This is a genomic window from Paenibacillus sp. FSL M8-0142 (assembly GCF_038597315.1).
GTDB classification, from domain to species: Bacteria; Bacillota; Bacilli; order Paenibacillales; family Paenibacillaceae; genus Paenibacillus_AQ; species Paenibacillus_AQ lactis.
This window is the reverse complement of the sequence record NZ_CP152008.1, coordinates 4,781,421-4,807,161: the sequence shown is the minus strand read 5'-3', so window position 1 is coordinate 4,807,161 and position 25,741 is coordinate 4,781,421. Positions and strand designations below refer to the sequence as shown.

General features: G+C 53.6%; 19 protein-coding genes. 15 read left to right on the top strand and 4 right to left on the bottom strand.

From position 1 onward, the window contains the following. The first annotated feature begins 1 nt into the window (after nt 1). Both recJ and NSQ46_RS22100 read left to right on the top strand, forming a co-directional pair. Complete coding sequence (gene recJ / locus NSQ46_RS22105) at nt 2-2,401, top strand: single-stranded-DNA-specific exonuclease RecJ (protein WP_007133174.1); 2,400 nt, start codon at nt 2-4, stop codon at nt 2,399-2,401. Between the two features lie 26 nt (nt 2,402-2,427). Then, nucleotides 2,428-2,943 carry an adenine phosphoribosyltransferase gene (locus NSQ46_RS22100; RefSeq protein WP_007133175.1) on the top strand — a complete coding sequence of 172 codons (516 nt, stop codon included), beginning with the start codon at nt 2,428-2,430 and terminating at the stop codon, nt 2,941-2,943. A gap of 330 nt (nt 2,944-3,273) precedes the next feature. On the opposite strand, the gene uraA is transcribed toward NSQ46_RS22100, so the two are convergent. Beyond that, nucleotides 3,274-4,575 (bottom strand): uracil permease, encoded by a 1,302-nt coding sequence (uraA, locus tag NSQ46_RS22095; protein ID WP_342574695.1) that lies wholly within the window; start codon nt 4,573-4,575, stop codon nt 3,274-3,276. Between the two features lie 334 nt (nt 4,576-4,909). Between uraA and NSQ46_RS22090 the strand changes: the two genes are divergently transcribed. From NSQ46_RS22090 to NSQ46_RS22055, 8 genes are all read left to right on the top strand, one after another. Then, a complete protein-coding gene (locus NSQ46_RS22090; RefSeq protein WP_007133177.1) occupies nt 4,910-7,090 on the top strand; it encodes a bifunctional (p)ppGpp synthetase/guanosine-3',5'-bis(diphosphate) 3'-pyrophosphohydrolase in 2,181 nt (726 codons plus the stop codon). A gap of 115 nt (nt 7,091-7,205) precedes the next feature. Continuing rightward, a complete protein-coding gene (gene dtd / locus NSQ46_RS22085) occupies nt 7,206-7,652 on the top strand; it encodes a D-aminoacyl-tRNA deacylase (RefSeq protein WP_007133178.1) in 447 nt (148 codons plus the stop codon). 472 nt (nt 7,653-8,124) lie between these two features. After that, entirely contained in the window at nt 8,125-8,631 is a 507-nt protein-coding gene (locus tag NSQ46_RS22080; RefSeq protein ID WP_342574693.1) for a type 1 glutamine amidotransferase domain-containing protein, read from the top strand. A gap of 78 nt (nt 8,632-8,709) precedes the next feature. After that, a complete protein-coding gene (locus NSQ46_RS22075; protein WP_007133182.1) occupies nt 8,710-9,156 on the top strand; it encodes a hypothetical protein in 447 nt (148 codons plus the stop codon). 692 nt (nt 9,157-9,848) lie between these two features. After that, a complete protein-coding gene (gene hisS, locus NSQ46_RS22070; RefSeq protein WP_342574691.1) occupies nt 9,849-11,102 on the top strand; it encodes a histidine--tRNA ligase in 1,254 nt (417 codons plus the stop codon). Between the two features lie 47 nt (nt 11,103-11,149). Beyond that, nucleotides 11,150-12,925, top strand: coding sequence for an aspartate--tRNA ligase (aspS, locus tag NSQ46_RS22065; RefSeq protein ID WP_007133184.1), 1,776 nt, complete (start codon nt 11,150-11,152; stop codon nt 12,923-12,925). 31 nt (nt 12,926-12,956) lie between these two features. Continuing rightward, the gene (locus NSQ46_RS22060) at nt 12,957-13,712 is read left to right on the top strand and encodes a tRNA threonylcarbamoyladenosine dehydratase (RefSeq protein WP_007133185.1); all 756 of its coding nucleotides are present in this window, start codon (nt 12,957-12,959) and stop codon (nt 13,710-13,712) included. Nucleotides 13,713-13,941: 229 nt separating this feature from the next. Beyond that, a complete protein-coding gene (locus NSQ46_RS22055) occupies nt 13,942-16,113 on the top strand; it encodes a UvrD-helicase domain-containing protein (protein ID WP_342574688.1) in 2,172 nt (723 codons plus the stop codon). 224 nt (nt 16,114-16,337) lie between these two features. Here the strand turns inward: NSQ46_RS22055 and NSQ46_RS22050 are convergent, their stop codons facing one another. Both NSQ46_RS22050 and NSQ46_RS22045 read right to left on the bottom strand, forming a co-directional pair. Next, nucleotides 16,338-16,463 (bottom strand): hypothetical protein, encoded by a 126-nt coding sequence (locus NSQ46_RS22050; protein WP_342574687.1) that lies wholly within the window; start codon nt 16,461-16,463, stop codon nt 16,338-16,340. Then, entirely contained in the window at nt 16,450-16,764 is a 315-nt protein-coding gene (locus tag NSQ46_RS22045) for a hypothetical protein (RefSeq protein WP_342574686.1), read from the bottom strand. Before NSQ46_RS22045 ends, NSQ46_RS22050 begins: the two co-directional genes overlap by 14 nt. Nucleotides 16,765-17,227: 463 nt before the next feature. Here NSQ46_RS22045 and NSQ46_RS22040 point away from each other — a divergent pair, with 463 nt between their 5' ends. The 4 genes from NSQ46_RS22040 to nrdG all read left to right on the top strand — a co-directional run bounded on the left by NSQ46_RS22040 (nt 17,228) and on the right by nrdG (nt 22,265). Next, a complete protein-coding gene (locus NSQ46_RS22040; protein WP_007133189.1) occupies nt 17,228-18,535 on the top strand; it encodes a replication-associated recombination protein A in 1,308 nt (435 codons plus the stop codon). A 114-nt stretch (nt 18,536-18,649) separates the two neighbouring features. Beyond that, nucleotides 18,650-19,186, top strand: coding sequence for a PCYCGC domain-containing protein (locus tag NSQ46_RS22035; protein WP_251537945.1), 537 nt, complete (start codon nt 18,650-18,652; stop codon nt 19,184-19,186). A gap of 356 nt (nt 19,187-19,542) precedes the next feature. Then, nucleotides 19,543-21,768, top strand: a complete 2,226-nt coding sequence (locus NSQ46_RS22030; protein WP_342574682.1) for an anaerobic ribonucleoside triphosphate reductase — start codon at nt 19,543-19,545, stop codon at nt 21,766-21,768. After that, a complete protein-coding gene (gene nrdG / locus NSQ46_RS22025; RefSeq protein WP_342574680.1) occupies nt 21,765-22,265 on the top strand; it encodes an anaerobic ribonucleoside-triphosphate reductase activating protein in 501 nt (166 codons plus the stop codon). Before NSQ46_RS22030 ends, nrdG begins: the two co-directional genes overlap by 4 nt. Nucleotides 22,266-23,431: 1,166 nt before the next feature. Here nrdG and mnmA read toward each other — a convergent pair. Further along, nucleotides 23,432-24,541: a tRNA 2-thiouridine(34) synthase MnmA gene (gene mnmA, locus NSQ46_RS22020; RefSeq protein WP_208604290.1), complete on the bottom strand. Its 1,110-nt coding sequence runs from the start codon at nt 24,539-24,541 to the stop codon at nt 23,432-23,434. A gap of 302 nt (nt 24,542-24,843) precedes the next feature. Here mnmA and NSQ46_RS22015 point away from each other — a divergent pair, with 302 nt between their 5' ends. Next, the gene (locus NSQ46_RS22015; RefSeq protein WP_007129249.1) at nt 24,844-25,263 is read left to right on the top strand and encodes an Rrf2 family transcriptional regulator; all 420 of its coding nucleotides are present in this window, start codon (nt 24,844-24,846) and stop codon (nt 25,261-25,263) included. The last annotated feature ends 478 nt before the right edge of the window (nt 25,264-25,741 follow it).

Below are 25,741 nucleotides of genomic sequence, written 5' to 3'. Positions count from 1 at the left end.
TGTGCTGTATTCCAAATATGAATGGCGGGTAAAAGCCCCGGATCACCATACGGCACAATGGCTCGCAAAGGAAATGTCGCTATCGCCTGTTGTGGCATCATTGCTGGCGACGCGGGGAGTCTTATCCTTGGAAGACGGGAACAGATTCCTGTACGGCTCTTTTGAGCTTACCCATGATCCTTATCTCATGCAGGGAATGCGTGAGGCCGTTCCGCGTATTCGAAAAGCGCTGGAGGATCGGGAGCATATTCTGATCTACGGCGATTATGATGCCGACGGGGTTTCCAGCACCTCGCTCATGATTCAGCTAATGCGTGAGCTGGGAGCCTCCTACGATATATACATTCCTCACCGTGCGAATGAAGGTTATGGTCTACATAATCATGCGCTCGATTGGGCGCACCAGCAAGGCGTGAGCCTGGTGATCACGGTCGATACAGGAATCAGCGCGGTCGATCAGATTGCATATGCGAATGAGCTCGGCATGGATGTGATTGTTACCGATCACCATGAACCGCCGGAGCGGCTGCCCGATGCTTATGCGCTGATCAATCCGAAAATCAAGGCATGCCCCTACCCGTTTAAGGGCTTGGCTGGCGTCGGCGTAGCCTACAAACTGGCACAGGCTCTCGTCGGAGAGCCGCCAAAGGAATGGCTCGAAATCGTTGCGATCGGGACGATTGCCGATTTGATGCCGTTGACAGGCGAGAATCGCGTGCTCGTTAAGCAAGGGATCGAATCGATGCGGTCAACCCGGTATGAAGGCATTCGTTGCCTGCTTGAGGTATCGGGGGTCCAGGTCGAGCAGGTGACGGCTGTCAACGTGGCGTTTGCCATGGCCCCGAGGATTAATGCCAGCGGCCGGCTGGATCATGCCGGCAGGGCGGTTACGCTCCTTACGACGGAGAGCCGGGAGGAAGCAGAGCGGCTGGCGTTTGAGCTGGACGCCTTGAACAAGGACCGGCAGCAGGTCGTAGAAACGATCGTACAGGAAGCGATTGAAATGGTTAACGTCAAATGGGGCGAGCGCTTGCCATCCGTCATTGTACTGGCTGGCGAAGGCTGGAATGTGGGGGTTGTCGGCATTGTAGCGTCCAAAGTGCTGGAGCGGTTCTACCGGCCGGTTGTCATTCTTGGTATCGATCCCGAGACAGGCAACTGCAAGGGCTCTGCTCGTTCCATACCGGGGCTGGACATCTATGAAGCTTTAAGCTCCTGCCGGGACGTCATGGATCATTTCGGCGGTCACCCTTCGGCTGCAGGCATGAGCCTGCACCGGGACCGGCTGGACGAATTTGAACATGCGCTCCAGCAATTCGCTGATGGAGTGCTGAGGGAAGAGCATTTTACCGCAGTTTGCGAAGCGGATATGGAGTGCAGCATGTCGGACGTCTCGCTTCCCGTCATTGAACAGCTGGAGCTGCTTGGACCGTTCGGGATGGCCAACGCCGTTCCCAAGATCATTTTTCGGGATGTTACCGTACAGGAAGTACGGAAAATCGGCAAGGAAGGCAAGCATCTGAAGCTGCGGATTGCGCAGAAGGGTCAGCAGATCGATGCTCTCTTCTTCGGGAGCGGCCATCTGGCCGATCTGCTGCCGGCTGGCACGGTCTTGGATGTTCTTGGGGAGCTGTCCGTGAATGAATGGAACGGCAGCCGCAGACTCCAGCTCTTGATTCAAGACCTTCGGGTGTCTTCCAGACAGGTGTTTGATTTCCGCGGGATTTCTGAGCCTCTAAGTGCCATCAAACGGTGGAGAGCGGAGCTTGCGCCATACCTGCAGTGCTCAGCCGACAGGTCCGCCGTCGTATATGCAAAAGATTCACATCCTGAAATAAAAAGTCAATTGTATGATATGTGCCTTTGGGTATATGATAGGAATGCTGGCATTATGCCGGATAACGATATTGCTGAGAGCAAACCTAAAGAAGACACTTCCGTTTTGTTCGTGCTGGACATACCGGAGAGCGCCGAACAGCTGGATGCGATGATGGAGGCCTTCCACAACGTTCCTAATATATTCATGCTGCATCCGACTCGGAATGAGCGTGAACGACTGCTGATCCCGAGCCGCGAACAGTTCAAGCAGCTATATGTTCTGCTTGCCGGCATGGCATCCTCGCCGGTACCGGAGCAGGAAGCGGTGGCGCAGCTGAAGCGGCGAACTTCGCTGTCCTCGCGCATGCTTGCCAAAGCGCTGGATGTATTTGAGGAATTGGTGTTCATCCAGCGGGCCAAGGGATGGATTACCTTTGTTCCGAAACCGGAGAAGAAACCGCTTGATGCTTCCCGGCATTTCCGGGAATTAAGCAATCTTGCGGACATGGAACAGCATTTGCTGCATGCCGGTACTGAACAATTAACCCAGTGGATGATGTCCCGTACTAAAGATGTTTCTTAGCCGTAATGATACAGGAGGAGATTAAGTTGGATTTTAAAGATTATATTCGCGTCGTTCCCGACTTTCCGCAGCCAGGAATCAGTTTTAAAGACATTACGACGCTTCTGAAAAATGGTGAGGTATACCGCAAAGCGATCGAAGAGCTGAAAACGATGGTATCCGACCTCAAAATTGACGTGATCGCGGGCCCGGAAGCGCGCGGCTTCGTTGTCGGCGCACCGCTGGCCTATGCGCTTGGCGTCGGCTTTACGCCGATTCGCAAGAGCGGAAAGCTCCCTTACGAAACGATTGAGGTAGGATATGACCTCGAGTATGGCAAAGATCGTCTGGCTATGCATACCGACGCCATCGAGAAAGGGCAGAATGTACTGATTGCGGATGATCTTCTCGCAACCGGCGGCACCATTTCCACATCGGTTAACTTGATTCGTCAGCTGGGCGGCAATGTGGTCGGCGCTGCATTTATGATCGAGCTTGCAGATCTGAACGGGCGTTCGAAGCTGGATGGAATCGACGTATTTACGCTTATGAAATACGAGTAAACGACAAATTTTCCCGGGAAATAAAAAGGTCCTGAGCGATGGCTCAGGACCTTTTTGTGTTGGTTCAGGAGGCTGAAGAATATGCAGCCGTTAGCTCTCTTTGATCTACATTGAGATATAGCTCTCCCGGAATAATAACCTTCGATGCCATTGAGAAGGCGGTACGGAGAAGGGGTTCAAGCCCTTGATTGAAATATACTTCATGTCCATCCGATCAATGTCTTTATAACAAGGGCACTAAAAGGCTATTGCAACAGAGAATCCCGCAATTGAATATAAAAAAACAGCCGCAGGTTTGCGGCTGTTTTTCATGATGCTCCTTAGACAGCTTTAGTCCGGCATTTTCTCGGTGATAGGCTGTTCGTTATTCTTTTCGTTAGAGAGGCCCGTTATTTCAAACAGTTTGAAGAGAATAGCGAGGCACATGCCCACGATCGTTGCCAAAGCCATACCTTTCAATTCTACCGTCCAGATCTTCAAGGAAACGCCGCTGATGCCGGTTACGAATACCAGCGTCGCCATAATCATGTTGCTTGCCTTGGAGAAATCGACCTTCTGCTCAACGAAAATTCGCAGGCCTGAAGCCGCGATTACACCGAACAGCAGCAAGGATACGCCGCCCATAACCGGCGTTGGAATATTGGCCACGACGGCCGAGAACGAGCCGGAGAACGAGAGCAGAATCGCAATGACGGCCGCTCCGGCAATGACGTATACCGAGTATACCTTCGTCAGCGCCATGACGCCGATGTTCTCCCCATAGGTCGTGTTCGGCGTCGAGCCGACGAAGCCGGACAAAATGGTGGAGACCCCGTTGCCGAGCAGGGAGCGGTGAAGCCCCGGGTCTTTCGCTAAATCCCTGCCTACAATATTGCTGGTTACGAGCAGGTGCCCGATGTGCTCCACGATCACGACGAGCGAGACCAGAATAATGCTGAAGATGGCTGTAGCGTCGAATACCGGCGTCGTAATTTCAGGCATGGAGAGGAAGCTGGCCTCGGCGATTTTTTCCGTCTCTACAACGCCAAGTGCAAAGGATAGCGCATAACCTACCACGATCCCGATCAGGATATGAATGATTTTGGGAAAGCCCCGGAACAGCACCGATCCGAACACGGTTACGCCGAGCGTTACGAGCGAGATCGTTACCGTTGTCGGATTGATGGACTCTCCTTCTGCAGGGAGTAAGCCGGCCATGTCTGCGGCGACCGGAACGAGCTCCAGACCGATCATGGCGATGATGGCGCCCATGACAGCCGGAGGGAACACAAAGTCGATCCACTTGGTTCCTGCGTACTTGACAATAAGGGCAACCAGGCAGAAGATGACCCCGGTTACGATGAACGCGCCGAGTGCTTTTCCGTAGTTGGCATCCGGGTTGCCATCCAGCACCATCAGAACCGGCGCAATGAAGGCGAAGCTTGAGCCGAGATATGCAGGAATTTTCCCTTTACAGAAAAAAATGTAGAGCAGCGTGCCGATCCCGTTCATCAGCAGGATCATGCCGGGATCCACACCGAACAAGTTAGGAACGAGCACCGTGCTTCCGAACATGGCGAACAAATGCTGAAGGCTCAGCAGGAAACCGGGGCCAAGCGGAAGCTTTTCATCAACCTGAATTTCGCGTTGCAAGTTATTCCACTCCTCTATAGGACTTTAAATATAGGACCGTTCGCGTACGATCTTTAATAGATTAAATACAATCGTTCGTTTTTTCAACAATATTTTTTGCAGTCCGTCAAAAAAGATGCAAGCCTTGTCGAATCCAAGATGTCTATCCGCCAGGAATAGGGCATAATGTATGTAACTGTTAGCGAAACGCTGTCCGTGATTGGAGAAACCCGCATACGGTTGACGTAAACCGCCACAAGCGTCATAATGAGAGGAAAACCATCAAGAGGGAACCTGCACGTTTTGACAAGGGCGGGTTCCATTTTATATAGAAAGGGAAGAGAAGGACTCCAAAATGGGCATAGAGCGATTACTCGAAAAGGCCAGCGCCTATATTAAAGAACCCGATCTTCTCCGCATCCGGGAAGCGTATGAATTTGCGGAACAAGCCCACCACGGACAAGTGCGGAAATCGGGAGAACCTTATATTCTTCATCCGCTCGCGGTTGCCGACATCGTGGTGAATATGCAGATGGATACGCTGTCGATCATCGCTGCGCTGCTGCATGATGTCGTTGAGGACACGACCGTATCCCTTGACGAGATTCGGGAGCGCTTCGGGGATACCTGCGCCATGCTGGTGGATGGGCTTACCAAGCTCGAGCGGATCCAGTTCAGATCCAAGGAAGAGCAGCAGAACGAAAATTACCGCAAAATGTTTATCGCCATGGCAAGGGATATCCGGGTCATCGTGATCAAACTGGCGGATCGACTTCATAATATGCGGACTCTGAAGTACCAGTCCGAGGAAAGCCAGCGTCGTATTTCCTATGAGACACTGGAGATTTTCTGTCCCATCGCCCACCGTCTCGGTATTTCCGCGATCAAGTGGGAGATGGAGGATATTGCGCTGCGCTACTTGAACCCGCAGCAGTATTACCGCATCGCGAATCTGATGCATAAGAAGCGGGCGGAGCGCGAGCAGTACATCGACAACGTTATCGTCTGCATCCGCGAGAAGCTGGATGAAATGGGCATTCAGGCGGATCTGTCTGGAAGACCGAAGCATATTTACAGCGTCTTTAAGAAGATGACGGTGAAGAACAAGCAATTTAATGAGATTTACGATTTGCTTGCCATTCGGATTATTGTCGACAATATTAAAGATTGTTATGCTACGCTGGGCATTATCCACACTCTGTGGAAGCCGATGCCCGGTCGATTCAAAGATTATATCGCTATGCCGAAGACGAATATGTACCAATCCTTGCATACGACCGTCGTCGGGCCTAACGGAGAGCCTACCGAGGTTCAGATCCGGACGTGGGAGATGCATCGCACGGCCGAATACGGTATCGCCGCCCACTGGGCGTATAAAGAAGGCTCTTCCGGTTCCAGCGGAAGCTTCGACAATCGGCTGACATTTTTCCGTGAAATCCTGGAGCTTCAGCATGAGACGAAGGATGCATCAGAGTTTGTTGAATCGTTAAAAATGGACTTTTTCTCGGATTTGGTATTTGTATTCACGCCGAAAGGCGAGGTTATCGAGCTGCCATCCGGTTCGGTGCCCCTGGATTTTGCGTATCGGATTCATACCGAGGTCGGCAACCGGACGATCGGGGCCAAGGTCAACGGACGGATTGTTCCGCTGGATCATCAGCTGAAAACGGGCGATATCGTCGAAATCCTAACCTCCAAGCATTCCTACGGGCCGAGTCAGGATTGGCTCAAGATCGCCCAGTCTTCCCATGCTCGGAGCAAAATCAAGCAGTGGTTCAAGAAGGAAAAGCGCGAAGAGAACGTGGAAAAGGGACGCGAAATGCTGGAGCGGGAGTTTAAGCGCCTCGGTCTTGACGTGTCCGAATGGACGACCGATGATAAGCTGATGGAAGCGGCGAAGAAATTCGCTTTCAATGATATCGAGGATATGCTGTCGGCCATCGGCTTCGGGGGCATTACCGCCGCCCAGATCTGTACCAAGGTAACGGAGAAGATGCGCAGGGAGCAGGAGGAAGCAGCCAATCAGCTGGAGATGACCTCCGAGATGAAGGAGATCAAGCCGGCCGAGAAGCGCAGCCGTCCGACGAACGGCGTTCGCGTCAAAGGGATCGATAATCTGCTGGTCCGTTTTGCCCGCTGCTGCAACCCGGTTCCGGGAGACGATATCGTCGGTTATGTTACACGGGGCCGCGGCGTCTCGGTCCATCGCTCGGACTGTCCGAACCTTCCGGCTACAGGCGAAGGCGAAGATGCCGCTCGGGTGATCGAGGTCGAATGGGAATCCTCGGTGGAGGCTAACTACAGTGTCGATATTGAGGTGACCGGGCATGATCGAAACGGGCTCTTGAATGAAGTGCTGCAGGCCGTTTCGGAGAGCAAGACGAATATATCCGCCGTCACGGGCCGCTCGGACAAGAACAAAATGGCGATGATTCATATGACGATTCTGATTCGGAATACCGATCATTTGCATTCGGTCGTCGAGCGCATTAAACGGGTAAAGGATGTATATACCGTTCACCGGATCATGCAGTGATTCTTATTTCGTGCGGGCTTCCGGTGCCTGATGCAATTCACGGTCTGCTGCCCTTCAGGGAGCAGGCCTTTTATTATTGTGGTAACTTATTTTTTGACAGAGGGAGCTAAGTGTTATGAGAGTTGTCATTCAGCGGTGCAAGCATGCGGAGGTTACGGTTGAAGGGGAGGTTGTGGGCCGGATCGGAGAGGGGCTTATGGTGCTCGTGGGCGTGACCCATGAAGATGACGAGAAGGATGTAAAATATATAGCCGACAAGGTGGCCGGACTCCGGATATTCGAGGATGAGGAAGGGAAAATGAACTTCAGCGTCCAGGATGTCGGCGGAGCCGTGCTGTCCGTCTCCCAGTTTACGCTTTACGGCGACACCCGCAAGGGTAAACGTCCGAACTTCATGGCTGCGGCGAAGCCGGACGCGGCCAAGGCGCTGTACGAGGCGTTCAACCAGGAGCTGGCGGCAAAAGGGTTAACCGTGGAAACCGGAAAATTTGGAGCGATGATGGACGTGTCGCTTACGAACTGGGGGCCCGTAACGATTATCATCGACAGCCGTGCCTCCTAGCTCTTATCGGTGCTGACCTTTCATGCATGATCCCGGAATTTTTGGGCAACCTGTGGGGGAATGGTTCTGCTTGCACAACCAAGCGAATGAAGGAGTGATGCGACCGATGCGTCAATCCCCCAAGTCTTCCCTTTGCAGCGGGTTGAAAGCATGTGAGCCGTCTAGCGGCATAAGAGAGAGTACGGGAGTGGAGCGGCTTTCGGCTTCGCCGGAGGATCCTGTGCTGGCGTTGAGAATGAAGGGGCAATACCGAAGGCTGCTGCCGAGATCGTAGCTTCTTTATGGAATAAGAATACATGAATGGATAGAAGGTCCGGGGGATGTCCTCCGGGCTTTTTTTGTTGAAGCGGGTTATATTCAATGCGAGTCTAAGCCGGCATCCCCCTTCATTCTTGCGGAAGTTCGTTGTTATAAAAGAAGCTCGGCAGGGTAATAACAAATCGAGGACCAATCGTGAAAGGAGACATGCCAGATGAGCAAGGTTGCATTTCTGCTAGCAGATCAGTTTGAGGATTCCGAGATGAAGACACCTTATGACGCCGTGAAGGAAGCGGGGCATGAGGCGGAGATTATCGGCTTGAAACAGGGTCAGGAAGTGAAGGGGAAACAAGGCAAGGCCTCGTACACGACCGATAAAGCGATTGCCGATGCAAATATAGAGGATTACGATGCGGTGGTTATTCCAGGCGGCTCCTCACCGGAGAATCTACGTCTGGATTCCCATATATTGCAGTTCATCACAGCGGCAGACCGTGCGGGCAAACCGATTGCCGCCATATGCCACGGACCGCAAATTCTGGCAAGCGCCGATTTACTGAAGGGTCGAACGATCACATCGTATCCGCCGCTTCAGGATGATATGGTGAATGCCGGAGCGCAGTTCAAGGATGAAGAGGTTGTAGTGGACCGGAATTTCATTACATCCCGCACGCCGAAGGATGAGCCGGCCTTTGTACGCGAGCTGCTGAAGGCTCTCTGATTCGGCAGTGGAGGCAGTTTGTCCATGCAAGACCAGTCTTTTCAAAACGATAGCTTTTGAAAAAAAGGAGGAATGGACATGTCGAAACAAATTCAAGCTTATTTCAGGACCGAAGATGAAGCAGAGGGTGCCAGAACGTCGCTGCTGACCTACCACACCGAGCAGCTTGAGGTGGGTCAACTGCAAGACCCGATCCGCAGCGGGGCAAATATTCTGGTGCCGCTAGTGCCTTGGAACAATTCGGGCACCGCTGGCGCGACGATGGGAGCCGGTACGGCGGCCGCGCCCGGCGGCGTCATTGGGGCACCCGGCGTCGTTATCGGAGGGGACAGGGCGCTGACCGGGGACCTCGCGGAGGACCGCGCGGACGGCGACCGTTCAGACGGATGGCGGGAAGCGGACGTGACGGACAGAGATTACGGAGAATTGAAGTATGCGTTGTCCGTTAAGGTAAGAGACGAGGATTACGACGCGATTGTCCATAAGCTTCGGGCGAACCATGCGTACGTGGAACGATTCGATTAATTACGAGACAATCAGGCTTATTCTGAAGCGATAGCGCAAGACCGGCTGATTGTGACGAGACCCGACAACCTTTTAAAGCGTTTTCTTGCTTGTAATATAACTGTAATGTTTGTTCAATCTTTCTTTAATATTAGATGCTTATAATAACAGCATGACCCCCTTTTTTATATAATATATGTTTTGGACCTACGGCATTCGGACAGTAGGTTTTTTTCTTTTTTCGGGTTATTTCTACAAAGCTGCTTGACTTTAGCTCGGCGGTTCATTAGAATCTAAAAATATAATGTTTCGGGTATACTGATAACATCATATCGGATTTGATGACGGGACCAAGTACTCCATCCCCACAAGAACAGAGAGGAATCCCTTTGGCTGTAAGGATTCTCTTGATGAATGGACGAATGACTTCCTCGAGAACAGACGGCGAACCTTCGCACCGGCAGCCCCGGTGGCAGGAACAGTAGCCGATCTGCGCGGCCGGGCGTTACGCGGTTGAAGCGGATGCAGGATTTGCACAGAGTACATGATGTACGCCTGGGCGGGGCCGATCCGGAATGTGGGTGGTACCACGGGTGATATACGTTTATGAACATCTCTCGTCCCAGTTGTCTTTGGACAGCCGGGGCGGGGGATTTTTTAATTTCAAGCGATGTTTGTAAAAGAAAAAAGCAGTAGGATGTGGAGGGATGAAGATGGCAAACGAAAAATTTGAGAAGCCGACCGGCACGCAGGACATTCTGCCCGGAACGGTCGAGAAATGGCAGCTGATCGAGGAGAAGGCCCGGGATTTGTGCCGGAGATATAATTACCGCGAGATCCGGACGCCGATCTTCGAGCAGACCGAATTATTCGAGCGCGGAGTCGGAGAGACGACCGATATCGTTGAGAAGGAAATGTATACCTTCAAGGACAAAGGCGATCGCAGCATGACCCTTCGTCCGGAGGGAACGGCAGGCGTCGTTCGGGCCTTCGTGCAGAACAAGCTCTATGGGGAGCCGGATATTACCAAATTGTATTATATCGGTCCGATGTTCCGTTATGAGCGGCCCCAAGCCGGGAGATACCGGCAGTTCCATCAGTTCGGCGTCGAAGTGTTCGGCACGGCGGATCCGGCTGTGGATGCGGAGGTTATCGCGCTTGGCTATACCTTTTATAAGGAGCTTGGACTTCAAGGCGTGAAGGCGGAGATTAACTCTGTCGGTACGCCGGAGGTACGGGCGGCTTACCGGAGCCGACTGCTTGCTTACCTGGAACCGATGAAGGACAATCTTTGTTCGGACTGCCAATCCCGTATGGAGCGCAACCCGCTTCGCGTGCTGGATTGCAAGAAGGACCAGGACAAATTCACGGATGCGCCTTCCATCCTGGACAGCTTGGACGAGGTATGCAGCGTTCACTTCGGTAAGGTGCAGAGCTATCTGGATGCAATGAACATCGAGTACGAGATTAATCCGAGGCTTGTTCGCGGCCTCGATTATTACACGCATACCGCTTTCGAATTCAAGGCGCAGGGGATCGGCGCTATCGATACGGTCGGCGGGGGCGGACGCTTTAACGGATTGGTGGACCAGATCGGCGGACCGGATCAGCCGGGCATCGGCTTCGGGATCGGCCTCGAGCGCATACAGCTTATTTTGGAGCACCAGGGCATAGACCTGGCGGGCGTAAAACCGCTGGATGTGTACTTGGTGGCCCTCGGCGAAGCAGCCGAGCGGGAAGTCGTAAAGATCATTTACGAGCTGCGCGGCAAAGGCATTTCCGCAGAACGGGACTATCTCGGGCGGAAAATGAAAGCTCAAATGAAATCCGCCGATCGTCTGAACGCGCGCTATACGGCCATATTGGGTGATGACGAGCTTGCCCGCGGGGAAATTTCGCTGAAATCCATGGAAAGCGGCGAGCAGCGCACGGTGAAGCTGGGACAGCTGTTTGAAGAACTTGTTTAACCACCCGCGATCAGCGGCTAATTATACTAAAGGGGAATGATAACAAGATGAAAAGGACGCATCAATGCGGTCTGCTGACGACCGCGAACATTGGAGAAACCGTAACGCTGAACGGCTGGGTACAGACCCGCCGCGACTTGGGTGGCGTATTGTTTATCGACCTGCGCGACCGCAGCGGCATTATGCAGGTTGTATTCAATCCGGATTTCTCCGGAGAAGCCTTGGCGGTTGCCGACAAAGTGCGCAGCGAATATGTTATTGCCGTATCCGGTAAAGTCGTTAAACGCGCGCCGGAGACGTTCAATCCAAATCTGCCGACCGGCGAAATCGAAGTTCAAGTGACTGAAATCGAGGTGCTGAACGCTGCCAAGACGCCGCCGTTCTTCATCGAGGACGGGGTTGAGGTTGATGAGCAGCTTCGCCTGAAATACCGATATTTGGACCTGCGTCGTCCGGAAATGCAGAAGACGCTGATGCTCCGCTCCAAAGCGGCCAAAGTATTCCGCGACTTCCTTGACGGCGAAGGCTTCGTCGATGTAGAGACGCCGATTCTGACCAAGAGCACGCCGGAAGGCGCGCGGGATTACCTCGTGCCGAGCCGCGTACATGCGGGCGAATTCTTCGCTCTGCCGCAATCTCCGCAAATCTACAAGCAGCTGCTGATGGTCAGCGGTCTCGAGCGCTATTACCAGATCGCGCGCTGCTTCCGGGACGAGGACCTGCGGGCGGACCGCCAGCCGGAATTCACTCAGGTCGACATTGAAACGTCGTTCATGGAGCGCGACGATCTCCTGAATATGATGGAGCAGCTCATGGTCAAATTATTCAAGGAAACGATCGGCGTAGAGCTTGCGACTCCGTTCCAACGCATCAGCTATGCCGAAGCGATGGGCAAATACGGCTCCGACAAGCCTGATCTTCGTTTCGGGCTCGAGCTGATCGAGATGAACGATATCGTCGCAAACAGCGGTGTCAAAGTATTCTCCTCCGTTATTGAAAAAGGCGGCGAAGTGAAGTGCTTGAATGCGAAGGGCTGCGGTACCTGGACCCGTAAAGAGATCGATGACCTGGGACCATATGCGGCTCGCTACGGCGCAAAGGGTCTGGCCTGGATTCAAGTGAAGGAAGGCGAATTCAAGGGACCGATCGTGAAATTCTTTACGGAGCAGGAGATCGAAGCGGTACGCGAGCGCACCGGCGCCGAGGAAGGCGACCTGCTGCTGTTCTCCGCCGACAACAAGAAGGTTGTGGCTGATGTGCTGGGGGCGCTCCGTCTGAAAATCGGACGTCAGCTCGGTCTCATCAACGACAATGAATACAAGTTTGCATGGGTGCTTGACTTCCCGCTGCTCAGTTATGACGAAGAGGCGAAGCGTTATGTTGCCGAGCACCATCCTTTCACCCGTCCGAAGGACGAGGATCTGGAACTGATGGACACCGATCCGCTTGCCGTGCGCGCTCAAGCGTACGACCTGGTGCTGAACGGCTATGAAGTCGGCGGCGGTTCGATGCGGATCTACAAGCGCGAAATTCAAGAAAAAATGTTCGCAGCGCTCGGCCTTTCGCCAGAAGAGGCGCATGAGAAATTCGGCTTCCTGCTGGATGCGTTCGAGTACGGTACGCCTCCGCACGGCGGGATCGCCTTTGGCTTCGACCGTCTGGTGATGCTGCTGGCCGGCCGCAACAACCTGCGGGAGACGATTGCGTTCCCTAAGACGGCAAGCGCAACGGATCTGCTCATGGACGCTCCTTCCCAAGTGGACGGCGGACAGCTTGAGCAGCTGCATATCAAGCTGGCCAAGAAGCCGGGCGACGAGAAGTAAGCCGTCTGTCGATAAAGGAGGATTTGCATACATGCTGCATCAATTTTCCCGGACGGAACTAGCCATTGGCCCTGAGGGCCTTGAAATCATGAAGAACAGCACGGTCGCGGTGCTCGGGATCGGGGGCGTCGGCTCCATAGCGGTAGAGGCTCTGGCCCGTACCGGTGTCGGCCGCATCATTCTGATCGATAAGGATGTCGTTGATATTACGAACATCAATCGTCAGATCCACGCGTTGACGACGACCATCGGTCAGAAGAAGGCGGATCTGATGGTCGAGCGCGTGAAGCTCATCAATCCCGAATGCGAAGCGATCGCACTGAACATGTTCTACACGGAGGAAACTTATGAAGAGCTCTTCAAGTATGAGCTCGATTATGTCATCGACGCCTCCGATACGATCATTTACAAGGTGCATCTGATCAAGGAATGTCTGAAACGAGGAATTCCGATCATCTCGAGCATGGGAGCTGCCAACAAAATGGATCCGACCAAGTTCCAGGTGGCCGACATCTCCAAAACCTCGATGGATCCGATTGCCCGCGTTGTCCGTACCAAGCTGCGCAAGGACGGCATCAAGAAAGGCGTCAAGGTGGTCTTCTCGCTCGAAGAGCCGATGAAGCCCCGCAAAGACGTCACGGAGAAGATCGTTCCGGAGAATGCGCCGGAAATCCGTAAGGCGAAGCAGCCGCCGGCAAGCAATGCTTTCGTGCCGCCGGTAGCCGGACTCATCATGGTGAGCGTGACCGTAAGAGAGCTGCTGGAAAAGGGCGGCGTCACCGTATAACCGAAAAAATGGATCAGGCAAAAGCAGCATCCCATGGCCGGGATGCTGCTTTTTTGGCAAACGCAACTCGTCGGCCGGATCACGCAGCACGTAACAGGGTGTAGTGTAAGCGGTATGATCTGGTATAACGGCTGGAGGTATGTTACAATAGAACTCCTTTTTGTGTCACGGCTCGCAAAGCCAGGCTTTTCGATGCGAAAAAATTAGAATTCTTAGGAGGTAACTGAAAGTGTCACAATCTTTTCAAAGTGCCTATCAAGAAGAGGAGTCAAGGCTTCGCGAGGTGATCGTCGAGATCGACCGGCAGCTTGAACGGCTGCGCAGCATCCCGGTGTATACCGGACATGATTTTACGGAGCAGGTGCTCGAGGCCGGGAGGGAAGAGAAGCGGCAGGCGCTGGCCAAGAGCTTGCCTGAGCCTTACTTCGGGAGGCTGGATTTTCAGGAGAACGGGACCGGAGAGAAGAAACCGCTGTATATCGGGAAGGTAGGCTTCGATAAGGAAGAGGCTGGGGATCATCCGATGGTGATCGATTGGCGCGCTCCTGTCGCAAGCCTGTTTTATTCGTTTACGGGCGGAACGGAGCCTGCATCCTTCGAGGCGCCGGAGGGGTTGATTGAAGGGCTGGTATATCTCAAACGCAATGTCGTCATCCGGAAGCAAATACTGGAGCGGGTATCAGATACGTACAATCGCGAGAGCGGCGGTCCGGCCGTAAATGACGAGTTTCTGGTCTACCGTCTAGGAGAGAACAAGGACAACCGCCTGCGGGATATCGTCTCGACGATACAGGCTGAGCAGGACAAGATTATTCGGGCGGCGAAAAACACGGCGCTGATCATCCAGGGGGTTGCGGGAAGCGGAAAAACCACGGTAGCGCTTCATCGGCTTGCTTATTTGCTGTATCAGTACAAGGAGCAGGTCCATGCGGAAAAAATGATTATTTTTGCACCGAACCTGATGTTTCTGGACTACATATCCGACGTCCTGCCGGAGCTGGGGGTTGGAGATATCCAGCAGCGCACCTTCGGAGACTGGGCAGCCGAGCTGCTTGGAATCGAGCTGTTCTCGGGAGACCACGCGCAGACGCTTCATCGGTGGTTCGAGAGCGAGCCGGGGCGCGGGACGCCGGATGTTAACGATGAGGTCAGCGGCCGTTACAAAGGCTCGTTGCGCCTTATGGGGCTGATCCGCCGCTTTGTCGAACGGATGGAGCGCAATGCGCTCCCGGACGAGGACTTCTCGCCTTGGGACGGGGCCGTTCTGAAGCGGGAGGCGATCGCCGAGTGGTTCGAGCAGGAATATAAGCCTTATCCGCTTGCCAAGCGGAAGGAACGGCTGCTTGCCCGGCTGCATCGCTGGATCGAAATGGAGCTGAAGAAATCGCCATCCGGGGCCGTCATGAAGGAACGGAAGAAGAAAGCGTCCCAGCGGGAAAAAGCGTACGCGAACCGGTGGCCGAAATTTGAGCCGCTTGCCCTGTATAAACAGCTGTTTGGGGCATCGAAGGCAGCTGGAGCATGGGTCGAGGAGCTGTCGGCGGAAATTCCGGCCGATGTGCTTAAGGCAACGCGGAAGGATCTGAAGCAAAATATCGTTCGGGAAGAGGATCTGCCGGCGCTGTTATATTTCCACTGCCTGCTCCATGATATTACGGGCGAGCAGCGCTTCGACCATATCGTCATCGACGAGGCGCAGGATTTCTCCCCATTTCAGGTAGCGGTACTGGATCTGTTCGTCAGGGGGCATTCCTTCACCATCCTCGGCGATCTGTCGCAGGGCATTCATGCCTATCGCGGCGTTCATGCCTGGGAGGAAATGAGCTCCTTATTCAAGGAGGAGGAGACCGCTTATTTTGCCCTGACGCGCAGCTACCGGTCGACGATGGAGATCATCGAATTTGCGAACGGTATTTTGAAAAAGGGTGTCGGCAGCGATCTGCTTGCGGTTCCGGTGTTCCGGAGCGGGGATGCGGTGCGTTTGATCCCATACGCTTCCGGAAGCTCAAGGACGAAGGATCTGAAGCGGGCGATGGAGTCTCTGATCGCGAAGGATTATCGTACGGTAGCGATTCTGACGCGGACGCTGCTTGAGGCGGAAGAGCTTCACGTAGAGCTGCGTGCGGCATGGCCGGAGCTGAACCTGATCGACGGCAGCGAAGGTACGTATCAGGGCGGATACTCGGTGCTGCCGGTCTATTTGTCCAAAGGCCTTGAATTCGATGCAGTCATCGTTGCGGATGCAGATGCGGGACATTACGCGGAGAAAGCTTGGGATGCCAAGCTGATGTATGTTGGCTGTACCCGGGCACTGCACGAGTTGTGGCTGCTGCATGGGGAAGCGCGTCCTTCTTACGTGACGGCGGAGGCATCGGATATTACAGCCATTGGCTGGCCGTGACGCCGTGATACAAGGATACATGGCCGGATATGGATCGATTGCATAGGGATTGACTACGAGCGGAAATAAAAATGCTAGACTAGGGATAGCCCCTGAAGTTAGCGGTTGCTGCATTGCACCGTTTCTTCAGGGGCTATTTCTTATGGCGGGGAATTCGTCCTTTGTCTATTCAATACAGCGCAATACACGCCAATAAACGCAAATAAACGCACGGAATAAGTATTCTATCCCAGCATCCGGTACGAATCACCGAGATGGCCAATATACCGAAGCAGCGTCCACACGATGAGGGCAGCAGCTGCCAGCAGCGTTCCCGAGAGAATCGCAATTTGCACTTTATTTCTTTTCATAACAACCTCCGTCGATGCCTATCGAATTACCGGAAGGATTGGCCCTCGCCCGGCGGATTTCCTGCTTGTATTCCCATATCCGAATAGCAGAGCGGATCAACACGTACAGGGAGTACAAAAGCTGGAGCGAAAGAATGATATAGATCATTCGAAAGGCGAGAAGATGCTCTGTCAGAGCTTCAGGCTCATAGATTTGGAAGAGCACTTGATTGTGCTGGGCATGAATGCACATTATGAGCAGACTCGCCCCGATTCCGATGGCCGCATGAACCATTTTCCGCTTGGCGTTCCGGATCTTCATGCCCGCTTCCACTCTCCCCTTAATAACGGCTTTATATACATTTAACGCTCACAAGTAGAAAAAAGTTAGGATAGATCTAAAATGAATCTAAAACGGGAGGATGAATCAAAAAGCAAATGCTCGACGTCAGCCCCGAATCGTGTGGGAACGAACCGGACCGACCATCTCTCTGGGAGTGAGAGAATGAACCGCCGCCGCCATCTCTCGGGGATGGGAATGAACCGCCGCTGTCCATCACTCGGGGCAGTGTAGGGAATGAACCGTCGCCGACCATCACTCGGGGCAGTGTAGAGAATGAACCGTCGCCGACCATCACTCGGAGCAGTGAGGGAACGAACGGCTGCCGTCCATCGTGCCGGCAGTGCGGGCACGCCCGCTGCATATATGATATGATAAGCTGTGATAGATTTTAAGGGGCCAGGGTCTGGCCGACGACTGATCTAGAGACAAGGAAGTGTAGCAAATGGATTTATTCAGTTACGGACGCGAAGCCGACCGGGATTCCAGGCTGCTGGCCGACCGAATGCGGCCGGTTTCGCTGGATGAATATATAGGACAAGAGCATATCATCGGGCCGGGGAAGCTGCTCCGGCGAGCCATCGAAGCGGACCAGGTATCATCTATTTTGCTGTACGGTCCTCCCGGATGCGGCAAAACGACGCTCGCCCATATTATTTCACAGCAGACCAAGGGCCATTTTGTCCGGCTTAATGCGGTTGAGGCCTCGGTTAAGGATGTGCGGGAAGTCATTGAACAGGCCCAGAGCAACCGCAGCTTGTACGGAACGAAGACGATTCTGTTCCTGGACGAGGTGCACCGATTCAATAGTTCCAGACAGGATGCGCTGCTGCCGGCGGTTGAGAACGGAACCATCATCTTCATCGGAGCGACAACGGAAAATCCGTTTCATTACGTGAACGGGGCCTTGATGAGCCGGTCCACGTTGTTTCAATTGCAGCCTTTAACCAAGGAGCATTCGCTGATTGCGATGCGGCGCGCGCTGACCGATTCCGACAAGGGACTTGGCTATATGGATTTGATCGCGGATGACGAGGCGCTTGAGCATATTGCCACGATGGCTAACGGCGACATTCGCCGGGCCTTGAACGCCCTTGAATTGGCGGCCATGACCACGCCCCCGGATGAAAACGGCACCGTTCATATTACGCTAGATGTGGCCGAGGAATCGATCCGCAAGCCGCTCGTGAAGGCGGATGAATCCACGCAGTACGACGTGCTCTCCGCCTTCCATAAGAGCATTCGGGGCTCGAGCGATGCGGCGGTGTTCTGGTTCCTGTACGCCGTCGAAAAGCTGGGGATGGACCCGATGGTGTTCATCCGGCGTCTTATCGCCGCAAGCAGCGAGGATATCGGCCTTGCCAACCCGCAGGCGATGGTTCAGGCTGTCAGCGCCTTGGAGGCTTACAGGAACAACGGCTGGCCCGAAGCGAAGCTGAACGTTGTCCAAGCGATTGTGTTCGCGGTAGAGAGTCCGAAGTCCAATGCGGTCGTCGAGGCCATTTCCCGCGCCATGGCAGCTATGGACGAGGTGAAGTCGGCGGAGGTTCCACTGCACTTGCGGGATGCCCATTATCAAGGGGCAATCAAGCTTGGACATGTCGGATATAAATACCCGCATGATTATCCAGGGCATTACGTGAAGCAGGAGTATCTGCCGAAGGAGCTATCCGGTCGGGTGTTTTATCAGGCGACGGAGCAGGGGAACGAGGCGAAGATTGCCCACAATCAGCGGCTGAGACGTGAACAATAGGCGTTTTTGGGATGCAGGGAAGAGAATGCAGGAATGCAGGGAAGCAGGAATGCAGGGATGCAGGTATGAGCAGCTCGTCCTGGGCGGGCACTAATGATTTTAGGGAGGATGAAGATGAGAATAGGGAAAAGAAGCTTTGTCATATTACTGTTATCGATTGGTGTTGTGCTGGGCGGTTGTTCAGCCAAGAGCGGCCAGGAGCAGGCGCCTGACGGACAGGTTGCGGAGTCTGCGCATGCCCATGGATACCAGACGCAGCTGGCCAACGGAGACCTTCAGGAAATGACAGCTTCGGCCGATGTGCTGCCTGAATTTTTGAAGGGCCAGACGAGCGAAATTCAGACCATTTATGCATTGTCCGCTCAGGTGAGCGACGTGCTGAAGCATATACCCTGCTATTGCGGGTGCGGGGAAAGTGCCGGGCATCAAAGCAATCTAAACTGCTTCATTGATGAAATTCGCGAAGACGGGAGCGTCGTATGGGATGATCACGGCACCCGTTGCGGTGTATGCCTTGACATTGCGGTGGAATCGGCAAAAATGAGCAGTGAGGGCAAGAGCTTAACGCATATTCGCCAGACGATCGACGATAAATATGGTACCGGCTATGCAAAACCGACCCCTACGCCGATGCCGCCAGCGGAGAGCTGATCGGCTGTCTGGTGTGCACCGTGCAAACTGAGATCTGTGTGTGATCTAATGGTTTGTATAAGGAGATGCTGGGCTGATTGACGACTATAACCCTTGAAGCGCTTATTCACGATCATACAGGATCGGAAGAGGCGCTTTTTTTTTGCATGATTACGGGTCCCGTTCAGCTTGACAGATCCCTTAATGGATTGATGGAACGGTCCTTCTCGAAGGAAGGATACCCTGCATTGTTAACCGATTTTTCAACGTACCGTGATCGAAGTCACAGCTTAATACTATATGTAGATTATAAATTATTATTCGTACACCATATATAGTATTCTAAGTGATAGATGGATAAGGAGCTGAGACGTCACATGAAGGTGATCAAGCGTGATGGAAGCGGGGCGCCCTTTGAGGCAGGCAGGATCGTGAATGCGGTGGACAAAGCTTTTGCAGCCGTTGAAGGCAACGCGCGGAAGGAGGCCTCCGTTCGGATCGCAGGATTCGTAGCCGAAGCGCTGCGGGGGAAGGAACGGATTACGGTCGAGGAGATTCAGGATCTGGTCATTCGGCATTTGCAGCAGGAGGGATTTCGGGAAGTGGCTGCGGCTTACCGGAAGTACCGGGAGTCCCGGGACTTGGAGCGGATTAGGCGGGGCGAGCTGTACAAAATCAGCAGCGACGTGCTCTTGTCGGCCAATCCCGATCTGCTGAGGGAGAATGCGAATTTGAACGGCGAATCGTTCAGTGGAAAAATGAGCCGGATCGGCTCGGAATACAGCAAGTGGATGGCTAGCCGCTTTGTGCTTCCCCCAGAGCTTGCGAATGCCGTACGGGAAGGATCCATTTACGTCCATGACCTGGATCAGTACGCGCTCGGCACGACCAACTGCATCTTCATCCCCTTTGACCGTCTGCTCGCCGGAGGCTTTAATACGGGTAACGGTTCGGTACGGCCGCCGAAAAGCATCATGACGGCGATGGCGCTCGTGGCGATCATTTTCCAATCCCAGCAGAACAGCCAGTACGGCGGCGTCTCCGCGAACAAAATCGATTGGGACCTCGCACCGTACGTTGGCCAAACGTTCCGGCGGCATTTCCGCAAGGGTGCGGCTTATCTCGGAGATGCCGAATCTTCACCAGGGACGGCCGATTGGAATGACGATGAGCTGTACATCGACAACCAGCAACTGAAGGAGAACGCTCGCCAAATTTACCGGTATGCCTATGAAGAAACGCTGAATGAGGTGAGGCAGGCCGCCGAATCGCTAATCCACAATTTGAACACGATGAGCAGCCGGGCCGGGGGGCAAATCCCGTTCACGTCGCTCAATTACGGCATGTGCACATCGACGGAAGGCCGCATGGTATCCCATGCGCTCCTGGATGCCACGATGAACGGACTCGGGCGGGGGGAGACGCCGATTTTTCCGCAGCATATTTTCCAGTGTAAGCGGGGAGTGAACCAGGCGGAGGGCGAGCCCAACTACGACCTGTTCCTGAAGGCGGTCGAATGCTCCAGCAGCAGGCTGTACCCGAATTTCGTCAATGTGGACGCTTCATTCAACCTGCCGTATTACAAGCCGGACGACCCGGATACCATCATTGCCACGATGGGATGCCGAACCCGGACGATCTCCGACCGCTTCGGGCGAAACCGATTGAGCGGCAAAGGCAATCTGTCCTTCAACACCGTCAATTTGGTCAAGTTGGGGATCGAGCATGGCATCGTCCTGCAGCAGCGGGGGAAGCCGGATCTCGAGGGCTTTTTGTCCAGGCTCGATGATTGCATAAGGATCGCTGTAGCCGGTCTGGTTCACCGCTTCGGGATCCAAGCCGAACAGCCGGCGAAGGCGTCCGATTTCATGATGAGGGAGGGCGTATGGGAAGGCGGAGAGAAGCTCGCGCCGGAGGATAGCGTAAGGGAACTCATCAAGCACGGCACCTTGGCGGTGGGCTTCATCGGGCTGGCCGAATGCCTGAAGGCGCTGACCGGATGCCATCACGGCGAGGATGATGCGGCCTTTCAGCTCGGCCTCGAGATTGTCCGCCATATGCGGCGGCGATGCGATGAAGCCAGCGAAACCCATAACCTGAACATCACCTTGTTTGCCACGCCGGCTGAAGGCTTGTCCGGGAAATTTACAAGGCTGGACCGTAAGCAGTACGGCGTAATTGAGGGTGTTACCGACCGGGAGTATTACACGAATTCTTTTCACATTCCCGTCTATTACAGCATGCCCGCTTACCGAAAAATTCGCTTGGAGGCTCCGTTTCATGGGCTGTGCAACGCCGGAGCGATCTCGTACGTGGAGCTGGACGGCAGCGCAAGGCTGAACACGAAGGCATTCCAAGACATCGTCCGCTTTGCCTTGGAGGCCGATATCGGCTATTTCTCCGTGAACCATCCGATCGACCGCTGTCTAAGCTGCGGGCATGAGGGGGTAATCGGCAGCATTTGCCCGCAGTGCGGGATCTCCGAAGGGGAGGCGCGCTTCCAGCGGCTGCGGAGGGTGACGGGATATTTAACCGGCAGCTATACCGAGCGTTTCAACTCCGCGAAGCAGGCGGAAGTGAGAGAACGGGTGAAGCATCTGTGAACCTGATCGGCTATGTTCCGGAAAGCATTAGCGAAGGCGAGGGACTCCGGGCAGTGCTCTTCATCAGCGGCTGCCGGCATGCCTGTCCGGGCTGCTTCAATCCGGCGTCTTGGGATTTTGAGGCAGGGGTTCCTTTCACGGAGGAAGTGTCCGCGCGGATCCTTCGGGATATCGCCTCCAATCCTCTGATCGATGGATTGACTTTATGCGGAGGCGACCCGTTCTTTTCGCCGGAGGAGTGCACTGCCTTTGTCGAGAGTTTCCGTTCACACTGTCAGGACAAAACCGTATGGGCTTATACAGGCTTTACATTCGAGGCACTCATGCGGCACCCGAAGCGGCGCGAGCTGGCGCTGCTGTGCGATGTCATTATCGACGGACGGTTCGTGCTTGAGCTGAAGGATTTGTCGCTGCCTTTTCGCGGCAGCTCTAACCAGCGGCTCATCGATGTGGCGGAGACCGTGTGCAGAGGGGTAATCACGGAGTATGCGTTGTGAGCATGTTCATTGAAGTGGCTTTACAAGTCCCGGTGCGCAATCACTCCGCATGTGGATCATGCAACAATGGGGATGAGTATCTTCACAAGTCCGGTTGTGTGGGATCACTCCGCGTGCGGATTATGCCTCCAAATGAGGCATGAATCGGCCTCACAAAGTCCCGGTGCGCAATCATCACTCCGCATGCGGATCATGCCTCTAATCTCTGTTGTCCACTAATTTTCTTGGAATTATCTCCAATGTCGTAAAAATTAGCGGACAAAGGAGAGCGCTGACGCTTTTCCGGCATGATTCCGCCTGCTCCGTTGAAGGCTTTGTTCGTGGGTGTTGGAGCATGCCCTTTGGGTTTCATTGCAGCTTGGATACGCTGCTGTAGGCCGTCGAACAAGACCCTTTTAGGGACTTGCTCGCTCCTGAGGGGCCCGAACCGTCGTCACAAGTCCCTTTTTAGGGACTTGTTCGCTCCTGAGGGGCCCGAACCGTCGTCACAAGACCCTTTTAGGGACTTGCTTACCCCGGCGCCCCCCAGTCGGTTGGGGCGGTGGTATAACCAACGTCATTGTTTTTGGGGTTTACGGACGTCCGTCGGCGGATCCCTACATCACTTGCTAGGTTTCAACGTACGCACATTCTCCCCTCGATGCACTGCTTCCCGTACGAACATGGTTCCTCTAAGTACATACTCTCTCTAAAGCACATACTCTCTCTAAAGCACATACTCTCTGTAAGCACATACTCTCTCTAAAGCACATACTCTCTGTAAGCACATACTCTCTCTAAAGCACATACTCTCTGTAAGCACATGCTTCCCGTAAGCACATTTCTCCTGTGCACGGTTCGGGTCCGGGGGATGGTTGATATGGCTACCGCACATAGAAATATGGTTGCAGGCCCTTAGAAATTTAGCTGCCGACTAAAGAAACGTGGCTGCCGCCCAAAGAATTTGGCTACTTATTAAAGAACATGCCATAGAATCACCCTGCCTACCATAGAATCTTCCTACTCACCTTAGAGACAGCTGGGCATTTCAGTCTCGTTCCGGCAGAAAAAATGCACCTCCGTTGGCACCTCACCACTTTCCAGTGAGGTATGACAGAGGTGCATTTTTATGTTGCATTGAGGTCGAATTAGCCGACAATCAAATGCTTCCTAATTTAGCCGCCAGATTAATACGGGATTTTATCCGCGGATTCGATCGTTCCGCCGCCAAGGCATTCTTCGCCTTGATAGAACACGACGGCTTGTCCCGGAGTAATGGCTTTTTGCGGCTTTGCAAACGCCACATGCACCGTGCCGTCTTCACGCGGCGTAAGCGTCACTTCCTGGTCTGGCTGACGGTAACGGAATTTGGCGGTGCAGGTGAAGGCGGCTTTGGGCATAGCGTCCGCGCCTGCAATCCAGTTGACTCCCGAGGCGATCAATCCTGTTGAATACAAGCTTGGATGATCTCCTTGCACAACGTAAAGAATATTGTTGTTCAGATCTTTGTCAGCCACAAACCAAGGTTCGCCCGAGCCGGATCCGCCAATGCCGAGACCTTGGCGCTGGCCGAGCGTATAGTACATGAGACCGTCATGACGGCCTTTCACCTCTCCGGTGACGATATCCACCATGTCGCCGGATTGGGCCGGCAAGTACTGGCTCAGGAATTCCTTGAAATTCCGTTCGCCGATAAAGCAAACGCCGGTGCTGTCTTTTTTCTTCGCGGTGTACAGACCGGCTTCCTCCGCGAGGCGGCGCACTTCCGGTTTAGGCAAATGCCCGATCGGGAACATGGCTTTAGACAGCTGCTCCTGGTTGAGTGCATTCAGGAAATAGGTTTGGTCCTTGTTGCCATCGACACCACGGAGAAGATGGAATTGCCCGTTCTCCTCGGTGACGCGCGCGTAATGGCCGGTTGCCACATAATCGGCTCCGAGATCGAGCGCTTTGTTCAGGAACTCGCCGAATTTGATTTCACGGTTGCACATGACATCAGGGTTCGGCGTTCTTCCGGCTTTATATTCATCAAGAAAATAGGAGAATACTTTATCGAAGTACTCCTTCTCGAAATTGACGGTGTAGTAGGGAATGTCCAGCTGTTCGCATACCCGGCGCACGTCTTCCGCATCCGCTTCGGCGGTGCAGTAGCCGAATTCGTCGGTATCGTCCCAGTTTTTCATAAAGATGCCGATTACTTCATAGCCCTGCTGCTTGAGCAGCAGCGCCGTTACGGAGGAATCGACTCCCCCTGACATGCCGACAACGATCCGAGTGTTCTTATTATCTGTAGACATCGTTATCACCATTTTCATCTTAAATTGTGCCCATGACGTATTTTAACATACTTTCGCCAAGGTTCCCATGCTTGGATATGTCCACTCAGGGTGAACAAATTTTTACGATTTGATCCGGATTATTAGCCATTGGCATTCAGGATATGGTACCATAAGCTGAGGGTAATGATCGGAATACGGAGAAAACTCAGAATTAGCAGGAATCGAGCATACGTGTACCGTATTTATCGTGTTATCCGATTCCCCTAACAGCATGTTCAAGTATGGACATCATATACAAATATTCGAAAGAGGTGTCACCTTTGAAGATATCAACTAAAGGAAGGTACGGATTGACGATTATGATGGAGCTGGCCGCCAAATTCGGCGAAGGCCCGACCTCGCTCAAAAGCATAGCGGAGAAGAATCAGCTCTCGGAGCATTACCTGGAGCAGCTGATCGCGCCGCTTCGGAACGCAGGTCTGGTCAAGAGCATTCGCGGCGCATACGGCGGCTACATCCTGTCCCGCGAGCCGGCTTCGATTACGGCGGGGGACGTCATCCGCGTGCTCGAAGGGCCGATCTCACCGGTGGATTTTACGGAAGAAGACGATCCGGCGAAACGGGATTTGTGGCTTCGTATCCGCGACAGCATCGCCGAGGTACTGGATTCCACGACGCTTGATAACCTCATCAATTTCCAGGAACAGTCCGCTGCGGACAATTACATGTTCTATATTTAATTCGAAGGCTGAAGCATTAACCGGCTAAGCCACATATAATCAAGGGGTATTGCGTCTCTCTGTGGTATCCCTTGATCTATAACATGATCCCACGTTTTCTACAGATCGCCTCCGCGTCAACTTGGAAGTTTGAACTCCTTTGTTATCTGATCTGATCGATCGCTCCATATGCCTTCCGAATGGGGTAATCTCATTCCATCTGTAGCTGTATCCGACATCTTCACCGTTTCATTGCTTTTTCGCTCCATGATTAGAACCCGCCTTCCCCGGACATGCCAGGTAGCTTTCTTATATGGCATGCGATGTGCCGGAGAAATCGAAATCACCAAAACTCGGTGAAGAAAAAAGATGAGTTAGCATAAGGGAACATCGGGACAAGCGGAACGAAATCCCAAGAACATAAGCTTGACAGCTCGTTGCTGAACAAAAAGGCTTTAAATGAAATAGAAGGGGTAACAATATGGGTTGGTCGGTGTCT

Coding starts and splice junctions, on each gene's coding strand:
- NSQ46_RS22090 (WP_007133177.1), top strand. CDS start 4,910: ATGGGCATAGAGCGATTACTCGAAAAGGCCAGCGCCTATATTAAAGAA.
- dtd (WP_007133178.1), top strand. CDS start 7,206: ATGAGAGTTGTCATTCAGCGGTGCAAGCATGCGGAGGTTACGGTTGAA.
- NSQ46_RS22080 (WP_342574693.1), top strand. CDS start 8,125: ATGAGCAAGGTTGCATTTCTGCTAGCAGATCAGTTTGAGGATTCCGAG.
- NSQ46_RS22075 (WP_007133182.1), top strand. CDS start 8,710: ATGTCGAAACAAATTCAAGCTTATTTCAGGACCGAAGATGAAGCAGAG.
- hisS (WP_342574691.1), top strand. CDS start 9,849: ATGGCAAACGAAAAATTTGAGAAGCCGACCGGCACGCAGGACATTCTG.
- aspS (WP_007133184.1), top strand. CDS start 11,150: ATGAAAAGGACGCATCAATGCGGTCTGCTGACGACCGCGAACATTGGA.
- NSQ46_RS22060 (WP_007133185.1), top strand. CDS start 12,957: ATGCTGCATCAATTTTCCCGGACGGAACTAGCCATTGGCCCTGAGGGC.
- NSQ46_RS22050 (WP_342574687.1), bottom strand. CDS start 16,463: ATGAAAAGAAATAAAGTGCAAATTGCGATTCTCTCGGGAACGCTGCTG.
- NSQ46_RS22045 (WP_342574686.1), bottom strand. CDS start 16,764: ATGAAGATCCGGAACGCCAAGCGGAAAATGGTTCATGCGGCCATCGGA.
- NSQ46_RS22040 (WP_007133189.1), top strand. CDS start 17,228: ATGGATTTATTCAGTTACGGACGCGAAGCCGACCGGGATTCCAGGCTG.
- NSQ46_RS22035 (WP_251537945.1), top strand. CDS start 18,650: ATGAGAATAGGGAAAAGAAGCTTTGTCATATTACTGTTATCGATTGGT.
- NSQ46_RS22030 (WP_342574682.1), top strand. CDS start 19,543: ATGAAGGTGATCAAGCGTGATGGAAGCGGGGCGCCCTTTGAGGCAGGC.
- mnmA (WP_208604290.1), bottom strand. CDS start 24,541: ATGTCTACAGATAATAAGAACACTCGGATCGTTGTCGGCATGTCAGGG.